At 37.5% G+C, this 18951-nt stretch carries 23 protein-coding genes; 16 read left to right on the top strand and 7 right to left on the bottom strand.

The features are described 5' to 3' along the window. The first annotated feature begins 9 nt into the window (after window positions 1-9). From G9Q29_RS08460 to G9Q29_RS08525, 14 genes are all read left to right on the top strand, one after another. On the top strand, window positions 10-528 hold the full coding sequence (locus tag G9Q29_RS08460) for a nuclear transport factor 2 family protein (protein WP_166135666.1): 519 nt from the start codon (window positions 10-12) through the stop codon (window positions 526-528). A gap of 76 nt (window positions 529-604) precedes the next feature. Beyond that, window positions 605-1282, top strand: coding sequence for a tRNA (guanosine(46)-N7)-methyltransferase TrmB (gene trmB, locus G9Q29_RS08465; protein WP_166135669.1), 678 nt, complete (start codon window positions 605-607; stop codon window positions 1280-1282). A gap of 40 nt (window positions 1283-1322) precedes the next feature. Continuing rightward, the gene (locus G9Q29_RS08470) at window positions 1323-1958 is read left to right on the top strand and encodes a LysE family transporter (protein WP_166135672.1); all 636 of its coding nucleotides are present in this window, start codon (window positions 1323-1325) and stop codon (window positions 1956-1958) included. A 24-nt stretch (window positions 1959-1982) separates the two neighbouring features. Further along, window positions 1983-2315, top strand: coding sequence for an MGMT family protein (locus G9Q29_RS08475; protein WP_166135675.1), 333 nt, complete (start codon window positions 1983-1985; stop codon window positions 2313-2315). Between the two features lie 165 nt (window positions 2316-2480). Next, window positions 2481-3608, top strand: coding sequence for an Mrp/NBP35 family ATP-binding protein (locus G9Q29_RS08480; RefSeq protein ID WP_166135678.1), 1128 nt, complete (start codon window positions 2481-2483; stop codon window positions 3606-3608). A gap of 69 nt (window positions 3609-3677) precedes the next feature. Beyond that, a complete protein-coding gene (locus tag G9Q29_RS08485; RefSeq protein WP_166135681.1) occupies window positions 3678-3917 on the top strand; it encodes a NifU family protein in 240 nt (79 codons plus the stop codon). 191 nt (window positions 3918-4108) lie between these two features. Next, window positions 4109-4426, top strand: coding sequence for a 2Fe-2S iron-sulfur cluster-binding protein (locus G9Q29_RS08490; protein WP_166135684.1), 318 nt, complete (start codon window positions 4109-4111; stop codon window positions 4424-4426). A 122-nt stretch (window positions 4427-4548) separates the two neighbouring features. Next, window positions 4549-4911: an S-adenosylmethionine decarboxylase family protein gene (locus G9Q29_RS08495; RefSeq protein ID WP_166135687.1), complete on the top strand. Its 363-nt coding sequence runs from the start codon at window positions 4549-4551 to the stop codon at window positions 4909-4911. 4 nt (window positions 4912-4915) lie between these two features. Then, window positions 4916-6130: a DUF4178 domain-containing protein gene (locus G9Q29_RS08500; protein WP_166135690.1), complete on the top strand. Its 1215-nt coding sequence runs from the start codon at window positions 4916-4918 to the stop codon at window positions 6128-6130. Between the two features lie 3 nt (window positions 6131-6133). Next, window positions 6134-6316: a hypothetical protein gene (locus tag G9Q29_RS08505; protein ID WP_166135693.1), complete on the top strand. Its 183-nt coding sequence runs from the start codon at window positions 6134-6136 to the stop codon at window positions 6314-6316. Between the two features lie 18 nt (window positions 6317-6334). Next, complete coding sequence (locus tag G9Q29_RS08510) at window positions 6335-6550, top strand: DUF350 domain-containing protein (RefSeq protein ID WP_166135696.1); 216 nt, start codon at window positions 6335-6337, stop codon at window positions 6548-6550. Continuing rightward, window positions 6543-8060: a polyamine aminopropyltransferase gene (locus tag G9Q29_RS08515; RefSeq protein WP_166135699.1), complete on the top strand. Its 1518-nt coding sequence runs from the start codon at window positions 6543-6545 to the stop codon at window positions 8058-8060. Before G9Q29_RS08510 ends, G9Q29_RS08515 begins: the two co-directional genes overlap by 8 nt. Window positions 8061-8142: 82 nt before the next feature. Further along, on the top strand, window positions 8143-9666 hold the full coding sequence (locus tag G9Q29_RS08520; RefSeq protein ID WP_225872918.1) for an FAD-dependent oxidoreductase: 1524 nt from the start codon (window positions 8143-8145) through the stop codon (window positions 9664-9666). Further along, window positions 9644-10660 (top strand): hypothetical protein, encoded by a 1017-nt coding sequence (locus tag G9Q29_RS08525; RefSeq protein ID WP_166135702.1) that lies wholly within the window; start codon window positions 9644-9646, stop codon window positions 10658-10660. Before G9Q29_RS08520 ends, G9Q29_RS08525 begins: the two co-directional genes overlap by 23 nt. A gap of 49 nt (window positions 10661-10709) precedes the next feature. Here G9Q29_RS08525 and G9Q29_RS08530 read toward each other — a convergent pair whose 3' ends face one another. From G9Q29_RS08530 to G9Q29_RS08550, 5 genes are all read right to left on the bottom strand, one after another. Continuing rightward, window positions 10710-11495, bottom strand: coding sequence for a DUF3050 domain-containing protein (locus G9Q29_RS08530; RefSeq protein WP_166135705.1), 786 nt, complete (start codon window positions 11493-11495; stop codon window positions 10710-10712). A 92-nt stretch (window positions 11496-11587) separates the two neighbouring features. Further along, window positions 11588-12766 (bottom strand): acyl-CoA dehydrogenase family protein, encoded by a 1179-nt coding sequence (locus tag G9Q29_RS08535; protein WP_166135708.1) that lies wholly within the window; start codon window positions 12764-12766, stop codon window positions 11588-11590. 167 nt (window positions 12767-12933) lie between these two features. Next, window positions 12934-13647, bottom strand: a complete 714-nt coding sequence (locus G9Q29_RS08540; RefSeq protein ID WP_166135711.1) for a tRNA1(Val) (adenine(37)-N6)-methyltransferase — start codon at window positions 13645-13647, stop codon at window positions 12934-12936. 91 nt (window positions 13648-13738) lie between these two features. Further along, the gene (rimM, locus tag G9Q29_RS08545; RefSeq protein ID WP_166135714.1) at window positions 13739-14263 is read right to left on the bottom strand and encodes a ribosome maturation factor RimM; all 525 of its coding nucleotides are present in this window, start codon (window positions 14261-14263) and stop codon (window positions 13739-13741) included. 15 nt (window positions 14264-14278) lie between these two features. Continuing rightward, window positions 14279-14827, bottom strand: a complete 549-nt coding sequence (locus G9Q29_RS08550; RefSeq protein WP_166135717.1) for a 30S ribosomal protein S16 — start codon at window positions 14825-14827, stop codon at window positions 14279-14281. A gap of 199 nt (window positions 14828-15026) precedes the next feature. Between G9Q29_RS08550 and G9Q29_RS08555 the strand changes: the two genes are divergently transcribed. Then, window positions 15027-15494, top strand: coding sequence for a DUF6252 family protein (locus G9Q29_RS08555; RefSeq protein WP_166135720.1), 468 nt, complete (start codon window positions 15027-15029; stop codon window positions 15492-15494). 164 nt (window positions 15495-15658) lie between these two features. Continuing rightward, window positions 15659-16009 carry an RNA recognition motif domain-containing protein gene (locus G9Q29_RS08560; RefSeq protein ID WP_166135722.1) on the top strand — a complete coding sequence of 117 codons (351 nt, stop codon included), beginning with the start codon at window positions 15659-15661 and terminating at the stop codon, window positions 16007-16009. 145 nt (window positions 16010-16154) lie between these two features. Here the strand turns inward: G9Q29_RS08560 and leuB are convergent, their stop codons facing one another. Continuing rightward, entirely contained in the window at window positions 16155-17216 is a 1062-nt protein-coding gene (gene leuB, locus G9Q29_RS08565) for a 3-isopropylmalate dehydrogenase (protein ID WP_166135725.1), read from the bottom strand. A gap of 72 nt (window positions 17217-17288) precedes the next feature. Next, window positions 17289-18866, bottom strand: a complete 1578-nt coding sequence (locus G9Q29_RS08570) for an alpha-isopropylmalate synthase regulatory domain-containing protein (protein ID WP_166135728.1) — start codon at window positions 18864-18866, stop codon at window positions 17289-17291. Between the last annotated feature and the right edge of the window lie 85 nt (window positions 18867-18951).

The raw sequence follows: 18951 nt of genomic DNA on the forward strand, positions 1-18951 counted from the left end.
TACAATCAGATGCGCTTTAAATTACTATTACCTGTACTGTTATTGATGGTTTTGGGATGTAAAACCAATATTTCATCTTCAAAAAATGCAACGACTGAGGTCAACCAAGTTTTAGACAATTGGCATCAAGCAGCCGCTAAAGCCAACTTTACGGAATATTTTGATGCTCTAGCCGAGGATGCGGTTTTTATTGGTACTGATGCAACTGAAAATTGGAACAAAAAAGATTTTCAAGCCTATGCCAAACCACATTTTGACAAAGGAAAGGCGTGGAGTTTTAGCGCTGTGGAGCGTCATGTTTTTTTTGATGCCAGCGGAAATCTAGCTTGGTTTGACGAATTGTTAAACACCCAAATGAAAATTTGCAGAGGTTCAGGAGTTCTGGTCAAAGTGGATGGACAATGGAAAATAAAACAATACGTTTTGTCAATGACGGTACCAAATGAACATTCGAACACGGTAATTCAAGCCAAATCAGCTACCGAAGATGCTCTTTTGAAAACACTTCAATCCAAAAAAGGCAAATAGTTCATATATATTTCCTTAATTTTGCCAGCTGAAACCGTCAAATCGAACGGTACGAAGCATAAATATTTTAAGAAAAGTGGGAAGCAAAAATAAATTAAAGAGATTTAAGGAAAACGAAACATTCAACAATGTTTTTCAACCAACTAGAGAAGAAGTAGTAGGCGATTTATTTCCGTTGAAAGGAAAATGGAATACCGACTTTTTCAAAAACGATAATCCTTTGGTACTCGAATTAGGGTGCGGAAAAGGAGAGTACTCTGTTGGCTTGGCTGAACGTTACCCAAATAAAAATTTCATCGGAATTGATATCAAAGGCGCGCGTTTTTGGCGTGGTGCCAAAACAGCTGTTGAAACAGGTTTGTATAATGTTGCATTCATCCGAACTCAAATTGAGTTGATCAATCATATTTTTGCCGAAAACGAAGTCGATGAAATTTGGATTACTTTTCCAGACCCACAAATCAAATACAAGCGTACTAAACACAGAATGACAAATTCACAGTTCTTACAATTGTATAAAAAAATCCTCAAAAAAGACGGAGTAGTAAACTTAAAAACCGATAGTGAATTCATGCACGGGTACACCTTAGGATTACTGCACGGCGAAGGTCACGAGGTTTTATATGCAAATCACAATGTGTACAGAAATGAAGGTAGTCCGGAAGAAGTTACTGCTTTTCAGACCTTTTACGAGAAACAATACTTAGAAATTAATAAAGCAATTACCTATATTCGATTCAGAATCAAAGAATAGTCTTATGTTTGACTTCGATTTTGAATCTCTTTTTGTGCCTATGAATTTAATCACTTCCTTATTTTTGGGTTTTATAACCGCTTTCGTAGGTATTACTCCTCCCGGTTTAATCAACATGACGGCGGCAAAAGTGAACCTGAAAGAAGGAAAAAGTAGCGCTTATTGGTTTGTTCTTGGCGCGGTGATCATCATTTTTTTTCAGGCATCTTTAGCTATTTTCTTTGCACGATTTATCAAAGAACGCCCAGATGTGGTCGTGCTATTGCGCGAAGTAGGTTTCGGGATTTTTGCTGTGCTTACGGTTTATTTTTTGTTCATTGCCAAAAAGCCAGTCAAAAAAATGGGAAGCATCAAAAAAAGAAGTACTTCCACTCGCTTTTTTCTCGGTATGCTACTTTCGGCGCTCAATTTTTTTCCTATTCCGTATTACGTTTTTGTTAGTATTACACTGGCATCTTACAATCTTTTTTACTTTGAGGCTACTCATGTTTTTACTTTTGTGGCGGGTGTTGTTTCTGGTTCTTTTTTGGTGTTTTATTTTTACATTACTTTTTTTCAAAAAATCCAAAACAAGACAGACTTCTTGATGCGCAACATGAACGGAATCATCGGTACAATCACAGGTTTAATAGCGCTTTTTACTCTCGTGAATATAGTTCGGTATTACTTTGGTTAAACTGTTTTTTTAGCAATCAAAAGCATGGCAAACGAAAATTTTTTTGAAAGAGTTTACGACCTAGTTCGGCAAATTCCATACGGAAAAGTGACTTCCTACGGCGCCATTGCTAGAGCCTTAGGTTCGGCACAATCATCCCGAATGGTAGGCTGGGCCATGAATGCTTCGCATACGCTTGAAGATGTGCCTGCGCATCGTGTAGTGAACAGAAACGGTTTGCTTACTGGCAAAATGCATTTTGACGGATCTAACTTAATGCAACAATTGTTAGAAAACGAAGGTATTGAAGTACGCGACAACCAAATTGTTGATTTTGAGGCTCATTTCTGGACGCCAACAATCCCAACAGAAGAATAATTTCTAGCATAACTCCCTCATAGCACGCACTAATGTACGCATCAATAAATGCGATACAAATCCTTTAAAATAAGAACTTTTCATGCTATATTTGCAATCTGAAATCAGTTTAAATAAAGATAATGTTCTGGTATGCAAATGCCAATAGAAAACAGCGAATTAGAAATGAAATTAGATAGAAAAGAAATTCTTAAAGCGTTAGAGACCATTACCATTGCCGGCGAAGGTAAAAATATGGTTGAAAGTGGTGCTATTACCAATGTTATCACTTTTGGAGATGAGGTTGTTGTTGATTTAGTATTGCACACGCCTGCAATGCACATCAAAAAAAGAGCCGAAGACGATATTAAAAAAACAATCCTAGAAAAAGTTTCGCCCGAAGCTAAAGTTAAAATCAACACCAAAGTTGAGGTTGCTGATAAGCCAGAAATTAAGGGAAAATCGATTCCTGGAATCAAAAATATTATCGCAGTAGCCTCAGGAAAAGGTGGAGTAGGAAAATCTACTGTAACCGCAAACTTGGCTGTAACGCTTGCAAAAATGGGCTTTTCAGTAGGTGTTCTTGATGCTGATATCTACGGACCATCGATGCCAATTATGTTTGATGTCGAAAGTGAAAAACCAGTTTCAGTAACGGTTGATGGAAAATCAAAAATGAAACCAATCGAAAGTTATGAAGTAAAAATTCTTTCTATTGGATTCTTTACTTCTCCAAGTCAAGCCGTAATCTGGAGAGGACCAATGGCTTCCAAAGCATTAAACCAAATGATTTTTGATGCTGATTGGGGCGAATTAGACTTTATGTTACTTGATTTACCTCCAGGAACGGGTGATATCCACCTTTCTATCGTACAATCGTTGCCGATTACAGGAGCAGTAGTCGTGAGTACTCCGCAAGCAGTAGCTTTAGCCGATGCTAAAAAAGGAGTTTCGATGTTCTTGTCAGAAGCGATCAATGTACCGGTTTTAGGAATTATTGAAAACATGGCGTATTTCACACCAGCTGAATTACCAGATAACAAATATTATATTTTTGGTCAAGAAGGAGCTAAAAACCTAGCTGACGATTTAGGAGTACCATTTTTAGGTGAAATCCCAATCGTGCAATCCATTCGTGAAGCTGGTGATTACGGACGCCCAGCGGCCATGCAAATCGCTTCACCGGTTGAAAACATTTTTGACGAAGTGACTCGTAATGTAGTGCGCGAAGTTGTGGCAAGAAACGAAAGTTTACCACCAACTGAGGCAGTAAAAATTACAACAATGGCAGGTTGTTCTGCTGTAAAAAAATAAAATTAGAAACTTTTGAAAATGATTTTCAATCTTTCAATTTTCTAATCTTACAATCTTTAAATAAAGAAAATGACAACAGAAGAATTAACAATTGAAGTTCAAAAAGCGCTCGAGGAAATTAGACCTTTTTTAAATTCCGATGGTGGCGATATTACACTTATTTCTATCGAAGATGACAAGCACGTAAAAGTCCGTCTTGAAGGTGCTTGTACCGCATGCAGCGTCAATCAAATGACTTTGCGCGCCGGCGTTGAAACTACAATCAAAAAATTTGCACCGCAAATAGAAACAGTTGTCAATATTTTATAGAGGCATTTGGGCGTAACCCTTTTATAAAAATAGGCCAACGGTAGTAGTACTGAAGGGCCTATTTTTATAAAACGGTCAGGCTGTTCGCTGTATCTTTTATTCCGCAGGCTCCATAAAAGGATGCCGCTGCCATCCTTTACGCGAACCCCAATACCAATCAAAATTTGTAAAACACTCACAAAACCAATAACATGGACGTATTAATCAAAATCAAAGACAGAGAAGGAGTTGTTCACGAACTACAAGCACCAACGGATATGGCAATGAATATCATGGAGCTTTGTAAAGCCTACGAATTGCCAGTTGAAGGAACTTGCGGTGGTATGGCCATGTGTGCCTCTTGTCAGTGCTACGTTTTGAACGAAGTGCCTCTGCCAGAAATGGGCGATGATGAAGAAGCCATGTTATCCGAAGCGTTTTATGTAAAGTCAAACAGCCGTTTGGGTTGTCAAATTCCAATCACGGAGGACTTAGAAGGATTAGAACTCGAATTGGCACCAGAATATTAAAAGCAATCAAAATTAAAGGTAGAGCCTCAAAATATGTAAAAATATTTTGAGGCTTTTTTTATTCAATTGAAAGAGATATATTCGTACAATATTTTTTTGATTTTCAATTACTAATAAGTGCTATGGAGCTTACTTCTTATTCGCCAGGATTGCATAAACTAGTCACCTTAAGCGTTCCTGACTCATCCAAGCTCACTAATAGCGCCGGTTTCATGGCTTTTACTGATGCTGTTTTGCAACAACACGCCCTCGAAAAAGTAGGTGCTGTGGTGCATGATTTCGAGAACGATAGTTTCACCATAGCCGTTTGCCTCAAAGAATCTCACATTTGCATTCATACTTGGCCCGAATTCAATCAACTTACTCTTGATGTGTATTTGTGTAATTATTTACAGGATAATACCGAAAAAGTCAAAGCAGTAATGGCGCAGTATGTGGAATATTTTCAAGGAATTGTTTTAAAAGACTTCGAAATTAATAGATAATAGTATGGAGGTTACTTGTAGCAATTGCAACCATACCACTAAGTTGGATTTGAATTTTGATGTCAATATTTACGCATGTACTAATTGCGTATACGTATATCAAGATCGAGATGGTTTGCGATTTAGAGACCAACTTAGACCTTTTGTTTTTGATGAACACTTGGAGGTAGGTCAAATAGGTGTTTTTAATGATAAAGAGTACACCGTTACGGGTTTACTCATTAAAGAATACGACGGTTTTGCTTGGGCAGAGTACCAGTTGCAAAGCAAAGATGATTTTGCTTATTTATCTGAAGCTGCAGGTCATTGGATTTGGCTTGAAGAAATTCAGTTTGATAAAAAGGTTGGCAACCATCCAAAAACGGTTGATCACGAAGACTTAAGTTACACTTGTTATTCGTATTCGTATCCAAAACTGAGAGCCGCTCGTGGTTTTTTTGATTTTGATATCTTCGAAAAGGCTGAGTTGATTGAGTATATTAATCCTCCTTTTCTTTTGTCCTTTGAACGAAAATCAAATGTACAAACTGCCTACAAAGGCGAGCACATCAAAAAATCAGTAGTCAAAAAAGCTTTTGATAACCCAACTTTACCTAATAAAGCAGGTGTAGGTTTGGTGCAACCTTTCCTGATTGATTTGCGTCAATTGGCGATCACTTTTTGTGTAGTAGCGCTTTTAATTATCATCTCCAATTGGTACTTCAATAAGGATAGAGTGGCAGCCAATGTCCTCGATACGCAGTTGCCATTAGCTAGCGCTACAACTAAAGATTTTGTAAGTCCAAGTTTTACCCTTCAAGGTAGTGCGGCGCCACTCTCGGTCGAATTGTATGCACCCGTTAGTAATTCGTGGGTGAATGTACAAGTGGCTTTGGTAAACGAAAAAACAGGCGATGAGGTTTATGCCAGCAAAGACATTGAATACTATTCTGGTTATACCGAAGGCGAGTCCTGGTCCGAAGGTTCAAATAGCGAGAGTTTTAATTTGTGTGGTGTGCCTGCTGGTCAATACCATTTAACAATCAGCTCGATGAAAGCTCCTGAGGATGTAACCAGCGATTTTATCAAAGTGAAAGCAGTTTGGAGCGAACCTTCATCACGCAACATCTGGATTGTTTTAATTTGCATGATTGTGGTTTTGGTAGGTTTATTTTACTTAGAACGCAATTTCGAAGAACGCCGCTGGGCCGATAGCAGTTACTCTGAATACAACTCTTAAAGCATGGAAAATATACTAAACTACATTAAAAATAACTACTTGTCATTGGGTATTGGTTTGTTTTTTTACCTCTTGTTTGTGTATTACAATACATCAGGAAATCAGTTGTGCGATTGCGAAACAACCGAAAAATACAAACCCGAGTCAAATGCACGCGGTAGCATTAACCGTTTTTATCATAAATAATTTTTAAAATCTCAACCTATGGACTTTCTTACATCAAAACCTATTTTAAACTCTTTGGTATTTTCTCTTTTAGGAATTGTAATTCTTTTGATTGCTTATTTTATCATCGAGAAACTAACTCCTGAAAATACTTGGAAAGAAATCACCGAAAAGAATAATACAGCCGTTGCCATTGTATTTGGTGCACTTATTATTGGTTTTTCTATGATTATTAGTGCCGCAATTCATGGGTAAAAAATTTTTAAAATTTGAATATTTACTTCTTTTTGCAGTTTTTACCATCGCAACCTGCGGACTGGTTTATGAACTTGTGGCCGGTACTTTGGCGAGTTATTTGCTTGGTGATTCGGTAAAACAATTCTCGTTCATTATTGGGGTGTACTTATTTGCAATGGGAGTAGGTTCTTATTTTGCGAAGTTTTTAACCAAAAACATGCTCAATACCTTCGTTGAAATCGAAATTCTCGTAGGTCTTATTGGTAGTTTGAGCTCGGTAGTGCTTTTTTTATTGTTCGAAAGTGTATATTCTTTTCAGCTCATTTTGTACTTGTTGGTTTTTATCACGGGTTGTTTGGTTGGGCTCGAAATTCCGCTTTTGATGAATATTCTTAAAGATAAAGTAGCCTTTAGAGATTTAGTATCCAATGTTTTTACTTTTGATTACATCGGAGCGCTGTTGGCTTCTATTTTATTTCCGTTGGTTTTGGTTCCTAAATTGGGAATAATGGGCACGTCTTTGTTCTTTGGAATGATCAATATCAGTATTGCTATTGTATTGTGCTTTAGTTTAAAAAAAGAGCTTAAAAATGTGTACCTATTGCGATTTAAAGCTATTGGTGCTTTTGTAACTTTAGTTGTAGTCGCTTTTTTTTCTGATTCGATTTTGTCCTACACAGAAGGCAATTTGTACGGCGAAAATATCATTTACTCCAACACAACGCCTTACCAACGCATTGTGCTAACCCATAATAAAAGTGATTACCGCTTGTATTTGAACAACAATTTACAATTCAGTTCTAAAGATGAGTACCGTTATCATGAAGCCTTGGTGCATCCTGCAATGGCAATGGCAAAAAACGCCAAAAATATTTTAGTTCTGGGTGGTGGCGACGGACTTGCGGTACGCGAAATTTTGAAATACCCCGAAGTTCAAAAAATTACGCTGGTAGATTTAGATGAGGGCATGACTAAATTATTTAAAACCAATTCTATTTTGACTGGTTTTAATGAAAATGCACTAAACGATCCGAAGGTACAGGTCCTGAATCAAGACGCTTTTGTCTGGGCCAAAAGTACCCAATCAAAGTTTGATGTGGTGGTGATTGATTTCCCGGATCCGTCTAATTATAGCTTGGGCAAGTTGTATTCTTTGAACTTTTACAACACTATAAAATCGATTTTGGCTAAAGATGCGGTAATCGTAGTGCAAACTACCTCTCCGTTTTTTGCCCCGAAGTCTTTTTGGTGTATCAACAAAACCTTGGCTGAAACTTTTCCGCAGGTTGATGCTTACCATGCGTATGTTCCTTCGTTTGGCGAATGGGGATTTTCGATTGCAATAAACAGTTTCGAAACTACTTTTAATACCGTAAACAGGCGAGCTGATAAGCTGCGTTTTTACAATTACCAGTTCGACCAATTCAATTATTTTGCTAAAGACATGATTTCGAATGAAGTCGAAATTAATCGTTTAGACAACCAAATCTTAGTACGCTATTTTGATGAAGAGTGGGGAAAATTATAAGTTCTCGAGGCGATTTTTTCTAAAATCAGCTGCGGCAGCAGTGTTGATTACTCCCTTTTTGCAAGCGTGTAAAGAGAAGGCATTGTCAATTATATTTCGAATCACAGGTACCAATCATATTCTAGGACACCGCTTACGCACCAAGAATTTTCCAAAGGTAAGTGAACAATTAAAAGTAAAATACCTGATTGTTGGAGGGGGAATTTCTGGTTTGAGTGCCGCGCGAGAATTCAGCAAACGAGGCGAAACTGATTTTTTACTCGTTGAACTTGAAAAAGGAATAGGAGGCAATTCATCAAACGGCGAAAATCAATATTCAAAATTTCCTTTGGGAGCGCATTATTTGCCTTTGCCTAATAAATCAGATACTAAATTACTGCAGTTTTTGCAGGAAGAAAATATTATTCAAGGTTATGACTCCCAAAGTTTCCCTGTTTTTGATGAGGCTCAGTTGACTTTTGCCCCGAGCGAACGTTTATTTTACCGTAACAGTTGGCAAGAAGGATTGCTACCTCGAATTGGGAATACACCCGAGGATGAAGCGCAAATGCAGCGTTTTTTTGAGCAAATGGAAAAGTTTCGACTCGCTAAAGGTGCAGATGGGAAATTTCTTTTTGATATCCCTTTGGTGAAATCCTCGACTGATAGCAAAACACGTGCGCTTGACCAAATGACGATGGCTGAGTGGTGCTGTCAACATGAGTTTACTTCACCTTTGCTTTTAGAATGTATTAATTATTGTTGCCGAGACGATTTTGGTTTGGGTATCGAGTTTGTTTCTGCTTGGGCGGGAATTCATTACTTCGCAGGGCGAAAACACGACAGTACTCCCAAGGGCGCTGATACTGTTTTGACTTGGCCCGAAGGCAATGCCCGATTAGCGCAACACTTGAAAAAATATGTAAAAGGCAAAAGTTTACAATCGCATTTGGTATACGAAATAACTACTGATAATAATGGCGTTGAAGTAAAGGTTTTTGATGCTTTGAACAATAAATCGATTCAAATTACTGCAGAAAAAGTCATTATGGCTTGTCCGCAATTTGTTAATCAGTACTTGCTTTCTGAACGCAAACAATTGGCTCAAGAGTTTCATTATGCACCCTGGTTGTTGGCCACTTTGGTCGTGACTGATTTGGGTGATAATGGCAGTTATCCTTTGTGTTGGGATAATGTTATTCAAGGTGCCAAAGGCTTGGGGTATATTTACGACCAACAACAATCTGTTCAGCAAGTGCATGCTAAAAAAGTGATTACTTATTACTACAGTTTTTCAAGTGATAATTGCGCCAAAAGCCGAAAGGAGTTGTATTATAAAAATAAGGAACATTGGAAGAAATTAGTTTTTGATGATTTGCGTCTGGCTCATCCGGATATAGAATCGAAAACAGAGGAAATTAATGTACACTTGTTAGGTCACGGAATGATTAGTCCGGTTCCGGGTTTTATTTTTGGCAAAGCCAAAGCAGAAGCAGCCAAAGCTATAGCTAATCGTATTTTCTTTGCTCACTCTGATCTGGCCGGAATTTCTATTTTTGAAGAAGCGTTTCACCAAGGCATTCATGCCGTAAATCAAATACTCGATGCGTCAACCTTGGATACATAAGCCACTCACAGATGGCGTTTTTATATTGGCTCCAGCTTTTTTTGTATCGTTGTTGGTCATTATTTTTCATGATACTTTTCGAGTTATTGAGGACCAATATTCTTTTTATACCTGGCTTTTTTTGATTGTTTTTATAGATGTAGCGCACGTTTATGCTACACTTTTTAAAACGTATTTTGTACCTGACGCTTTCAAAGCACGACGTACGTTGCTGCTGGTTTTGCCATTAGTGTGTTTTTTGATTGGGATGCTGCTTTTTAGTTTTGGTAGTACTGTTTTTTGGTCGTGTTTGGCCTACATCGCGGTGTTTCATTTTATCAGACAACAGTATGGTTTCATGCGACTGTTTTCGCGTTTAGAAACGAAAACAAAGTGGACTGTGTTTTTTGATAATTTGTTTATTTATTCGGCAACTGTGTATCCGATGTTGTACTGGTTTTTATCCAGTCCACGTGCTTTTACATGGTTTACTGAACATGATTTTTTTAGAGTCGAAAATAGATTTACGCTCGAAGTTTTGGGATGGATTTATGGCTTTGTTCTCTTGTTTTATGTGCTTCGAACGGCTTTTCAAACCTACCAACAAAAGTTTTTTAATCTTCCAAAAAATGCAATTATTGTAGGTACATTTTTATCTTGGTATTTAGGAATTGTGTATTACAACAACGATCTTATTTTTACTTTGCTTAATGTAGTAGCGCACGGAATTCCTTATATGGCGCTGATTTATCTTAACGAAATACATCTTAAGCAAAGCCGCGGGTCTGGAATTGTAGCTTTTGCCAAAGGTGGTAAAGGTTGGCTTGTTTTTATCGGAGTTTTGGTATTGATAGCCTTTTCAGAAGAATATTTATGGGAAGTTTTAGTTTGGCAGGAACATTTTTCAAGTCCTAGTTTGGATATGGCACAATGGCAAATTATAATCGTTCCTTTATTGACAGTTCCTCAATTTACCCATTATCTCTTAGACGGATTTATCTGGAAATCTAAATAATTGTGAGACAAAAAAAAGTCCTGAAATATCAGGACTTTTTGCGTTTTTTTTAAGTTGTCATCAAGTGTTCGACTTGTAATTGCTCTTCTATAGCATCCCAAAGCCCGATGCGTTTTTCTAATGCTTGCTTCGATACTTCTTCAACATCTGACCATTTTTGAGCATCATTACCACACAATTCAGTGATCATTGTCATGGCCATTGGTCCGTGTTCGTCGGCATCAAGTTCAATATGTCTTTCAAAATAATAGATAAGTTTACTCAAGTCGGTTTCAGGGAAATTAGCTTGAAAATTTCTCAGGATTTCAGTAAACATACTCGGAATCAAATCTTCTCTTCCGAAAGTAAAAGCTGCTGCAATTTCATGTGCTTTTCCTTCTTCAATAACTCGGAAAGTAAAGTCTAAAAATGCTTTTATGTTGGGGTGAAGATTACTTGTTTTAATCGCAACAAAAATGTTTTTTAACGAATCTACTTCTTGTAAAAAAGCTTTGATGCCATTGGTGTCTGCTTGGCACGCTTCCATTGCTTCGATATACATTTCGTAATGGCTAGAACGCTTTCCGTCTAAAGTCAAATCAGACTCTTCCGCCAACACGATTTCATTGATTAAATATCTCGTCTCCGGATTTGGTGTGGCAAACCAAGGAGTAGAGGTACAAGTCAATTTAGATTGTAATGCCTTTAAAAGCGACATAAAGTCCCAAACTGCGTAAACATGGTTTTCTAGAAAACATTGTAAATCAGCAATTGTTTTTACTTTATTATAGAGCGAATGTTGTAACAATAGTTCTTTTTGGGGCTGAATACTATTGTTGATGGTAGCAATATTCATGTGCAGGATTTTTTTTGTAAAGATAAAAAAGCTTCTTGTTTCCAAGAAGCTTCTATTATCATTTTTAAGTATACTTTAATAAACGTTTATTACTACTTAAAAGCTGGAATATCGGTGATGTCCATACCTGTAATAAGTAAGTGAATATCGTGTGTTCCTTCGTATGTAATTACGGATTCTAAGTTCATCATGTGGCGCATGATAGAGTATTCACCTGTAATTCCCATTCCGCCTAGAATTTGTCTGGCTTCACGAGCTATATTGATTGCCATCTCAACGTTGTTTCTTTTGGCCATTGAAATTTGTGCTGTAGTAGCTCTTCCTTCGTTTCTTAAAACACCAAGTCTCCAAGTTAGTAATTGTGCTTTGGTGATTTCGGTTATCATTTCAGCCAATTTCTTTTGTTGTAATTGTGTTCCCGCAATCGGTTTGTCAAACTGAATTCTTTCTTTAGCATAACGCAAAGCAGTATCGTAGCAATCCATAGCAGCACCAATAGCGCCCCAAGCAATTCCGTAACGAGCCGAGTCTAAGCAACCAAGTGGTGCGCCAAGACCTGATTTATTTGGTAAAAGGTTTTCTTTTGGAACCTTTACGTTGTCAAAAATTAATTCTCCTGTAGACGAAGCACGAAGCGACCATTTGTTGTGCGTTTCTGGAGTGGTGAAACCTTCCATGCCACGCTCTACAATCAAACCGTGAATTCTGCCTTCTTCATTTTTAGCCCAAACTACGGCAATATCAGCAAATGGAGCATTTGATATCCACATTTTGGCACCATTTAAAAGGTAATGGTCGCCCATATCTTTAAAGTTGGTTGTCATTCCGCCAGGATTTGATCCATGATCAGGTTCGGTCAAGCCAAAACAACCCATGTATTCTCCGGTAGCTAATTTTGGTAAATATCTCATACGTTGCTCTTCGTTACCGTATTTCCAAATAGGATACATTACTAACGATGATTGAACAGATGAAGTTGAACGAACACCAGAGTCTCCGCGCTCAATTTCTTGCATGATTAAACCGTATGAGATTTGGTCTAAACCAGCACCGCCATATTCAACAGGGATGTATGGACCAAAACCACCAATTTCACCCAAACCTTTTATAATTTGTTTCGGGAATTCAGCACGCTGTGCATAGTCTTCAATGATAGGCGATACCTCTTTTTTTACCCAAGCACGTGCAGAATCGCGCACAAGTTTGTGTTCTTCGGTTAGTAAATCGTCTAAGTTATAATAATCTGGTGATTGAAATAAGTCTGGTTTCATGGTTTAGTACTTTTTATAGCTACAAATTTACATAAAGAAATATAACAAAACCATTAACAATTGTTATATTTTTATAATTTGAGGCTAATTTGAAGTTTAAAAGTACAAACAATGAGTCAAATACATTGCGCAATTTGAAAATTTGGGATTTGTTTAAACGAAGTTTTTTACATCTTCAAATAAAAATCCTTTGTCAAGGCAATATATTCTGGAGTGTAAATGTGTCTTTCAGTTTCGATAATTAATTCGTCAACTGTATAATCAATAGTTTCTTTTCGAGTAAATGCGAGTAAACTACGTTTGATTTCAGTGGTTGGTGTTCCTTTTACACGAGTAATTTTTAAGGGATATAACTCGTATTCATTGGCCAAAGCAATAAAGTTACCTTCTTCTTTGTAAGGAATGATTACGGAGAATATTCCGTTTTCAGAAAGTAATAAATCGGCCGCCTCAATTAATTCTTCAAAAGGCATAGCATCAGCAAAACGGGCCAAATCACGCTGCTCATTTTCTGTTTTGTAGTCCTCGGTATAAAATGGTGGGTTAGAAACAATTACATCGTACTCGTCTTCGGGTTCTTCAACAAATTCGTCTAGACCAGCATGATAACAAAATAAGCGATCGCTCCAAGGCGAATTTTCGAAATTATCTGTTGCTTGCTCATACGCATCCTCGTCAATCTCTAAAGCATCAATTTGTTCAGCGTTGCTTCTTTGCGCAAGCATCAATGCAATGATTCCAGTTCCGGCACCAATATCCAAAATACTAAAAGGATTATTACTTATTGGAGTCCAAGCGCCAAGAAGAACTCCATCAGTGCCAATTTTCATAGCACATCGGTCTTGTTCAACAGCAAATTGTTTGAATTGGAAATTAGACATGAAAATAAGATAAATTAAACCATTAAGAAATTAAGGGAATTGAGAGAAAAACTTAATGAACCTTAATTTCTTAATGGTTCAAAAAAATAAATTAAAGGTACATTTCAATTAATCCTTCTGGTAAATCCATGATCACTTTTTTGTTTTCACGATCTATCTTAACCAAAAAATGGTCAATCATAGGGATTAAGATTTCAGTTCCTTTGTTGAGCACTTCAAATAGAGGTTGTGCGGTAGTGTCGTTGATTGATTCGATTTTTCCAACAACGCCAAGGCGTTTGTCTTCAACTTCAAAACCAATTACTTCGTGAAAATAGAATTTGTTACCGCTAAGTTTTGGTAACATTTTTAGAGGCAAATATAAGTCGTTGCCAACAATAGCATCGGCGTCTTCCTCAGTATTGACATCTTCAAAACGAATGCGAAGAAAGTCATTTTTGTGCAGCGAACTGCTTTCAATAAAAAAAGGAACCAAGTGTTTGTTGCATTCAACAAACACTGATTCCAGATTTTCGTATAACTCGGGTTCGTCCGTGTCTAAATAGGCAAGAACTTCCCCTTTGAAACTAAATTTTTTAGCGATTTTACCTAAGTAGAAACAATCTTCTTTACGCATCGTCGCTAGCTAAAATTATGCTTCAGTAGTTTCGTTGTTTTCTTCAGTTGCTGGAGCTTCTTCAGCTTCAACTTCTTCAGTTGCAGGAGTTGCAGCAGCAATTGCGTCAGCCTCTGCTTGTGCAGCAGCAGCTAAACGTTTAGCGTTAACTTCTTGTTCTGCTTTTAATGCTTTTGCTTTAACATCAGCTTGTGCTTTTGTCAAACCTTCTTTTTTAGCATCAACTTTACCAGCTTTTGCCTCTAACCAAGCAGCTAATTTAGCATCAGCTTGTTCTTGAGTTAAAGCTCCTTTACGAATACCTCCATCAAGGTGGTGCTTCAATAAAGCTCCTTTGTAAGAAAGGATTGCTCTAGCAGTGTCAGTTGGCTGTGCACCATTGTGCAACCATTTTACAGCGCTATCCAAGTTTAATTCGATAGTTGCAGGGTTTGTGTTTGGATTGTAAGTACCAATTTTTTCAAGGTATTTACCATCTCTTTTTGAGCGTGCATCTGCAGCTACAACCCAGTAAAAAGGTTTTTGTTTTTTACCGTGTCTTTGTAATCTAATTTTTACTGACATAATCGTGTGATTAAATTTTGAGGTACTCGACCTCGATTAATTAAGGGTGCAAAGATACATTTTTTCTAGATATATACTACTGTTGCTAATAATTTTATGAAGTTGAGTTGGTTGGCGTAGCGATTTTATAAAAAGACCAGTTGTTTTATGCTTTTTAATACAGTATTGTTTTATTTTTGTTTTTCAAAAGCATTTAAAAATGAAAAAATTTTCGGTTCTACTGTTTCTTGTATTAGCTTTATCTAGTTGTGAAGAGGATATTCGTTTTAATAATCCTTCGATGCAGGCTTTAAAAGACAATGTTTTTTGGCGAGCGTTGAATACAACAGCTACTGTTCAAGCCGATGGTTCCTTGTTAATTGAGGGACAAACAAGAGACGAAGTCTTTCAATTGCAAACGGCTGAGACTGCTATAAAACGTTATGTTTTAGGGGAGGGAAATGCAAGTAATGTGACTTACAAAATTATAGCTACTGAAGGTCAATTTGAATATGAAACAGGAACTAATGCTGCAAGTGGTCAAATTGTAATTACCGAGTATGACACAGCTGCTAAAACTGTTTCTGGGACATTTCGTTGCAGCGTTGAAAGTGCAAGCGGAAGTCTTCTGGTGGGAAACACCGTGGTTTTCAGAGAAGGTGTTTTTTATAAAATACCAATTAAATAAGTAACGCTATAAAGCGAAAAGGTAAAGTGTTTTTTAAGTACTTCGAGTGAGCTTTATGAGAACTGTTTTGTTGAACGTATTAAAATAAAATCACAAATAAGCTAATATGTAGTAGATTAGAGAAAATTAGCACTACATTTGTTGTATTATTTAAATAAGTACATATGAACATTTTTGTTGGAAGCCTTCCATTCAGTATTGAGGAAGCAGATTTAAGAGAGTCTTTCGAGGCTTACGGAGCAGTAGATTCAGTTAAAATTATCTCAGATAAATTTACAGGAAGAAGTAAAGGATTCGGTTTTGTTGAGATGCCAAATGATGACGATGCTCAAAAAGCTATTGACGAATTGAACGGAGCTACTGTTCAAGGACGTGCAATTGTTGTAAACAAATCTGAGCCTAAACCAGAAGGTGAAAGAAGAAGTTTTAACAACAACCGTGGTGGTGATTCACGCGGTGGTTACGGAAACAACCGTGGTGGAGATAGCCGTGGTGGAGACAGAGGAAGATATTAATATTTTTTTCAATCATATAAAAAAAGGTGTTCATGAAAATGAGCACCTTTTTTGTTGCGGTTAATTTGTTGAAAAAAGAAATAAGTGCTAGCTGTAAAAGTGTTGTTTTGAAGTTTAGTATTGCTAGCACTCTCTTTTTTAATTGTTATAAATTGGCTACTAGCCAATCGCCAACCTCGCTGGTTTTATAGGTTTTAGTTCCTTTTGCAGCCAAATCTTCTGTTACGATTCCTTCTTCAAGTGATTTGTTCACTACAGCACGAATGGCTTCTGCTTCTTCGGTTAAACCAAAAGCATCTTCAAACATCATTGCGGCAGATAATATAGTTGCTAACGGATTTGCAATATTCAAACCTGTAGCTTGAGGGTAAGATCCGTGTATTGGCTCGTACAACGAAGTATGTTCGCCCACTGATGCAGATGGCATTAACCCCATTGATCCAGAAATTACAGATGCTTCGTCCGTTAAAATGTCTCCAAATAAATTTTCGGTAATCAATACATCGTATGAGTTCGGCCATTGTACCAATCGCATTGCAACAGCATCCACAAATTCGTACGAAACTTCCACTTCTGGATAGTCTTTCTCCATGGCTTGAACGGTTTCTCTCCACAAACGCGATGTTTCTAAAACATTGGCTTTGTCAACACAGCATAGTTTTTTTGATCGGGTCATGGCTAACTCAAATCCTTTTTTTGCCAAACGTTTAACTTCGGCTCTGGTATAAACACAATTGTCATAAGCAGTTTCTCCGTCATCTTTGCGACCTTTTTCTCCAAAGTAAATACCACCGGTTAACTCTCTTAAAAAAACCAAGTCGGTTCCTTCAATACGTTCTCTTTTTAATGGTGAATTGTCAATGAGCGAAGGGAAAGTAAAGGTAGGTCGTACATTAGCGAACAATCCTAATTTTTTACGCATCAACAACAAACCTTGCTCTGGACGTACTTTTGCCGTGGGATCGTTGTCGTATTTGGGATGTCCAATTGCGCCAAATAAAACGGCATCGGCAGCCATACAAATTTCATGAGTTTCGTCAGGGTAAGGAACACCTACAGCGTCAATAGCGCAGGCGCCTGTCAGTGCGGGTGTCCAAGTGATCTCATGATTGAATTTTTTAGCAATCGCGTCGGACACTTTTACTGCTTCGTTTATTACTTCGGGACCAATTCCGTCTCCGGCTAAAAGGGCTATATTTAATTTCATGTTTTAAGCATTTATTGTTTTAAGGTTTAAAGTTGCAAAGTTGCAAAGGTTCATAGGTTCAAAGGTTCAGAGTCACAACAATAAAGAAAAAATTTTGATCCTTTGCTTCACTGATCCTTTGCATCTTTCTTCAGATATTACATTCAGCATTTTCTGAGTAGCAATGATTGCGGCTACGGTTTGATCAGAATCTAATCCTCGTGTTTTAAATTCTTTTCCGTTATTTACCCAAGTGATAATTGTTTCACATAGAGCATCAGAGCTACTTCCGGGTGGAATGCGCACTGCATAATCAATTAAGGTAGGCAAAGTCCAGTTTTTACTTTTGTAAATTTTTGCCAAAGCATTCATAAAAGCATCAAATTGCCCGTCGCCTTGCGCATGCTCTTCAATGATTTCACCATTTATTTTTAATGATAGGGTAGTGGAAGGGCGCAAACCTTTGGCGTGCGATAAAATATACGATTCGACCACTATGCGTTCTTGGTACGAATGACTGTCAAGAACGTCTGAAATAATATAGGGTAAATCTTCCTTTGTGACCGTTTCTTTTTTGTCGCCTAATTCAATGATGCGTTGCGTGACTAGTTTTAAATCTTCTGGATTCAACTGGAGACCAAGTTCTTGCAAGTTTTTTTCAATATTGGCTTTGCCTGAAGTTTTTCCTAAGGCATATTTGCGTTGGCGCCCGAAGCGTTCCGGTAGTAAATCGTTAAAGTATAAATTGTTTTTATTGTCACCATCGGCATGAATTCCGGCAGTTTGGGTAAAAACATTATCGCCAACAATTGGTTTATTGGCAGGAATACGGTAGCCAGTAAAAGTTTCGACTAGTTTGCTAACAGAATACAAGGAAGATTCCTTAACTCCGATTTCAATTTCGGGTAAAAAATCGTTGATGACCGCAACCGTGCTTTCTAGAGGTGCATTGCCAGCGCGTTCTCCCATTCCGTTTACGGTAACATGTAAGCCGTGAATACCCTCTTTGACGGCTTCGAGTACGTTGGCTACACTTAAATCATAGTCGTTATGTGCATGAAAATCAAAATGAGTATTGGGATATTTTTGTATGATTTGTGCAATAAAAGTCGCGGTTTCAGACGGAATTAAAACGCCCAACGTATCAGGTAACAAAATGCGCTTTACGTTTTGTTGGGTTAAAAAATCTAAAAATTCAAATACATATTCTGGCGAATTTCGCATGCCGTTTGACCAATCTTCGAGATATACATTGGTTTCGATGCCTTCTTGACGGGCCAAATTGATGGTTTGCGCAATTTCTTCAAAATGTTGTTCGGGAGTTTTTTTTAATTGATGAACTAAATGATTTAATGAGCCTTTGGTTAATAAATTTTGAACTTTTGCACCAGCGTTTAACATCCAATCAATAGAAAGGCCACCATCAACAAACGTCAACACTTCGATGCGGTGGGTATAGTTTTTTTCATTGGCCCAAGCCATAATTCCTTTTACTCCTTGAAATTCACCTTCGCTTACACGTGCAGAAGCAATTTCGATGCGATCGATATGAAGTTCTTCTAGTAAAAGTTGTGCTATTGTAAGTTTTTCTGCGGCCGAAAACGACACTCCCGATGTTTGTTCTCCATCGCGAAGTGTGGTGTCCATGATTTCAATTTTCCTTTTTTTCATTTTTTAGATTATACTCAACTGTCTGGATTCCGATTGTTCCAAAAACGTTTCATTATTGTAAAGGGCGACTAGATTTTTAGCCGTT

The sequence above is a fragment of the Flavobacterium turcicum genome, assembly GCF_011365745.1.
Lineage (GTDB): Bacteria > Bacteroidota > Bacteroidia > Flavobacteriales > Flavobacteriaceae > Flavobacterium > Flavobacterium turcicum.

Bases quoted from the DNA above. Each gene is read 5' to 3' on its own strand.
- G9Q29_RS08525 (WP_166135702.1), top strand. From the start codon at position 9,644: ATGCGTCAACCTTGGATACATAAGCCACTCACAGATGGCGTTTTTATA.
- G9Q29_RS08535 (WP_166135708.1), bottom strand. From the start codon at position 12,766: ATGAAACCAGACTTATTTCAATCACCAGATTATTATAACTTAGACGAT.
- G9Q29_RS08510 (WP_166135696.1), top strand. From the start codon at position 6,335: ATGGACTTTCTTACATCAAAACCTATTTTAAACTCTTTGGTATTTTCT.
- G9Q29_RS08485 (WP_166135681.1), top strand. From the start codon at position 3,678: ATGACAACAGAAGAATTAACAATTGAAGTTCAAAAAGCGCTCGAGGAA.
- G9Q29_RS08480 (WP_166135678.1), top strand. From the start codon at position 2,481: ATGAAATTAGATAGAAAAGAAATTCTTAAAGCGTTAGAGACCATTACC.
- G9Q29_RS08460 (WP_166135666.1), top strand. From the start codon at position 10: ATGCGCTTTAAATTACTATTACCTGTACTGTTATTGATGGTTTTGGGA.
- G9Q29_RS08495 (WP_166135687.1), top strand. From the start codon at position 4,549: ATGGAGCTTACTTCTTATTCGCCAGGATTGCATAAACTAGTCACCTTA.
- G9Q29_RS08555 (WP_166135720.1), top strand. From the start codon at position 15,027: ATGAAAAAATTTTCGGTTCTACTGTTTCTTGTATTAGCTTTATCTAGT.
- G9Q29_RS08470 (WP_166135672.1), top strand. From the start codon at position 1,323: ATGAATTTAATCACTTCCTTATTTTTGGGTTTTATAACCGCTTTCGTA.
- G9Q29_RS08570 (WP_166135728.1), bottom strand. From the start codon at position 18,866: ATGAAAAAAAGGAAAATTGAAATCATGGACACCACACTTCGCGATGGA.
- G9Q29_RS08475 (WP_166135675.1), top strand. From the start codon at position 1,983: ATGGCAAACGAAAATTTTTTTGAAAGAGTTTACGACCTAGTTCGGCAA.
- G9Q29_RS08515 (WP_166135699.1), top strand. From the start codon at position 6,543: ATGGGTAAAAAATTTTTAAAATTTGAATATTTACTTCTTTTTGCAGTT.
- rimM (WP_166135714.1), bottom strand. From the start codon at position 14,263: ATGCGTAAAGAAGATTGTTTCTACTTAGGTAAAATCGCTAAAAAATTT.
- G9Q29_RS08500 (WP_166135690.1), top strand. From the start codon at position 4,916: ATGGAGGTTACTTGTAGCAATTGCAACCATACCACTAAGTTGGATTTG.
- G9Q29_RS08540 (WP_166135711.1), bottom strand. From the start codon at position 13,647: ATGTCTAATTTCCAATTCAAACAATTTGCTGTTGAACAAGACCGATGT.
- G9Q29_RS08490 (WP_166135684.1), top strand. From the start codon at position 4,109: ATGGACGTATTAATCAAAATCAAAGACAGAGAAGGAGTTGTTCACGAA.
- G9Q29_RS08560 (WP_166135722.1), top strand. From the start codon at position 15,659: ATGAACATTTTTGTTGGAAGCCTTCCATTCAGTATTGAGGAAGCAGAT.
- G9Q29_RS08505 (WP_166135693.1), top strand. From the start codon at position 6,134: ATGGAAAATATACTAAACTACATTAAAAATAACTACTTGTCATTGGGT.
- G9Q29_RS08550 (WP_166135717.1), bottom strand. From the start codon at position 14,827: ATGTCAGTAAAAATTAGATTACAAAGACACGGTAAAAAACAAAAACCT.
- G9Q29_RS08530 (WP_166135705.1), bottom strand. From the start codon at position 11,495: ATGAATATTGCTACCATCAACAATAGTATTCAGCCCCAAAAAGAACTA.
- leuB (WP_166135725.1), bottom strand. From the start codon at position 17,216: ATGAAATTAAATATAGCCCTTTTAGCCGGAGACGGAATTGGTCCCGAA.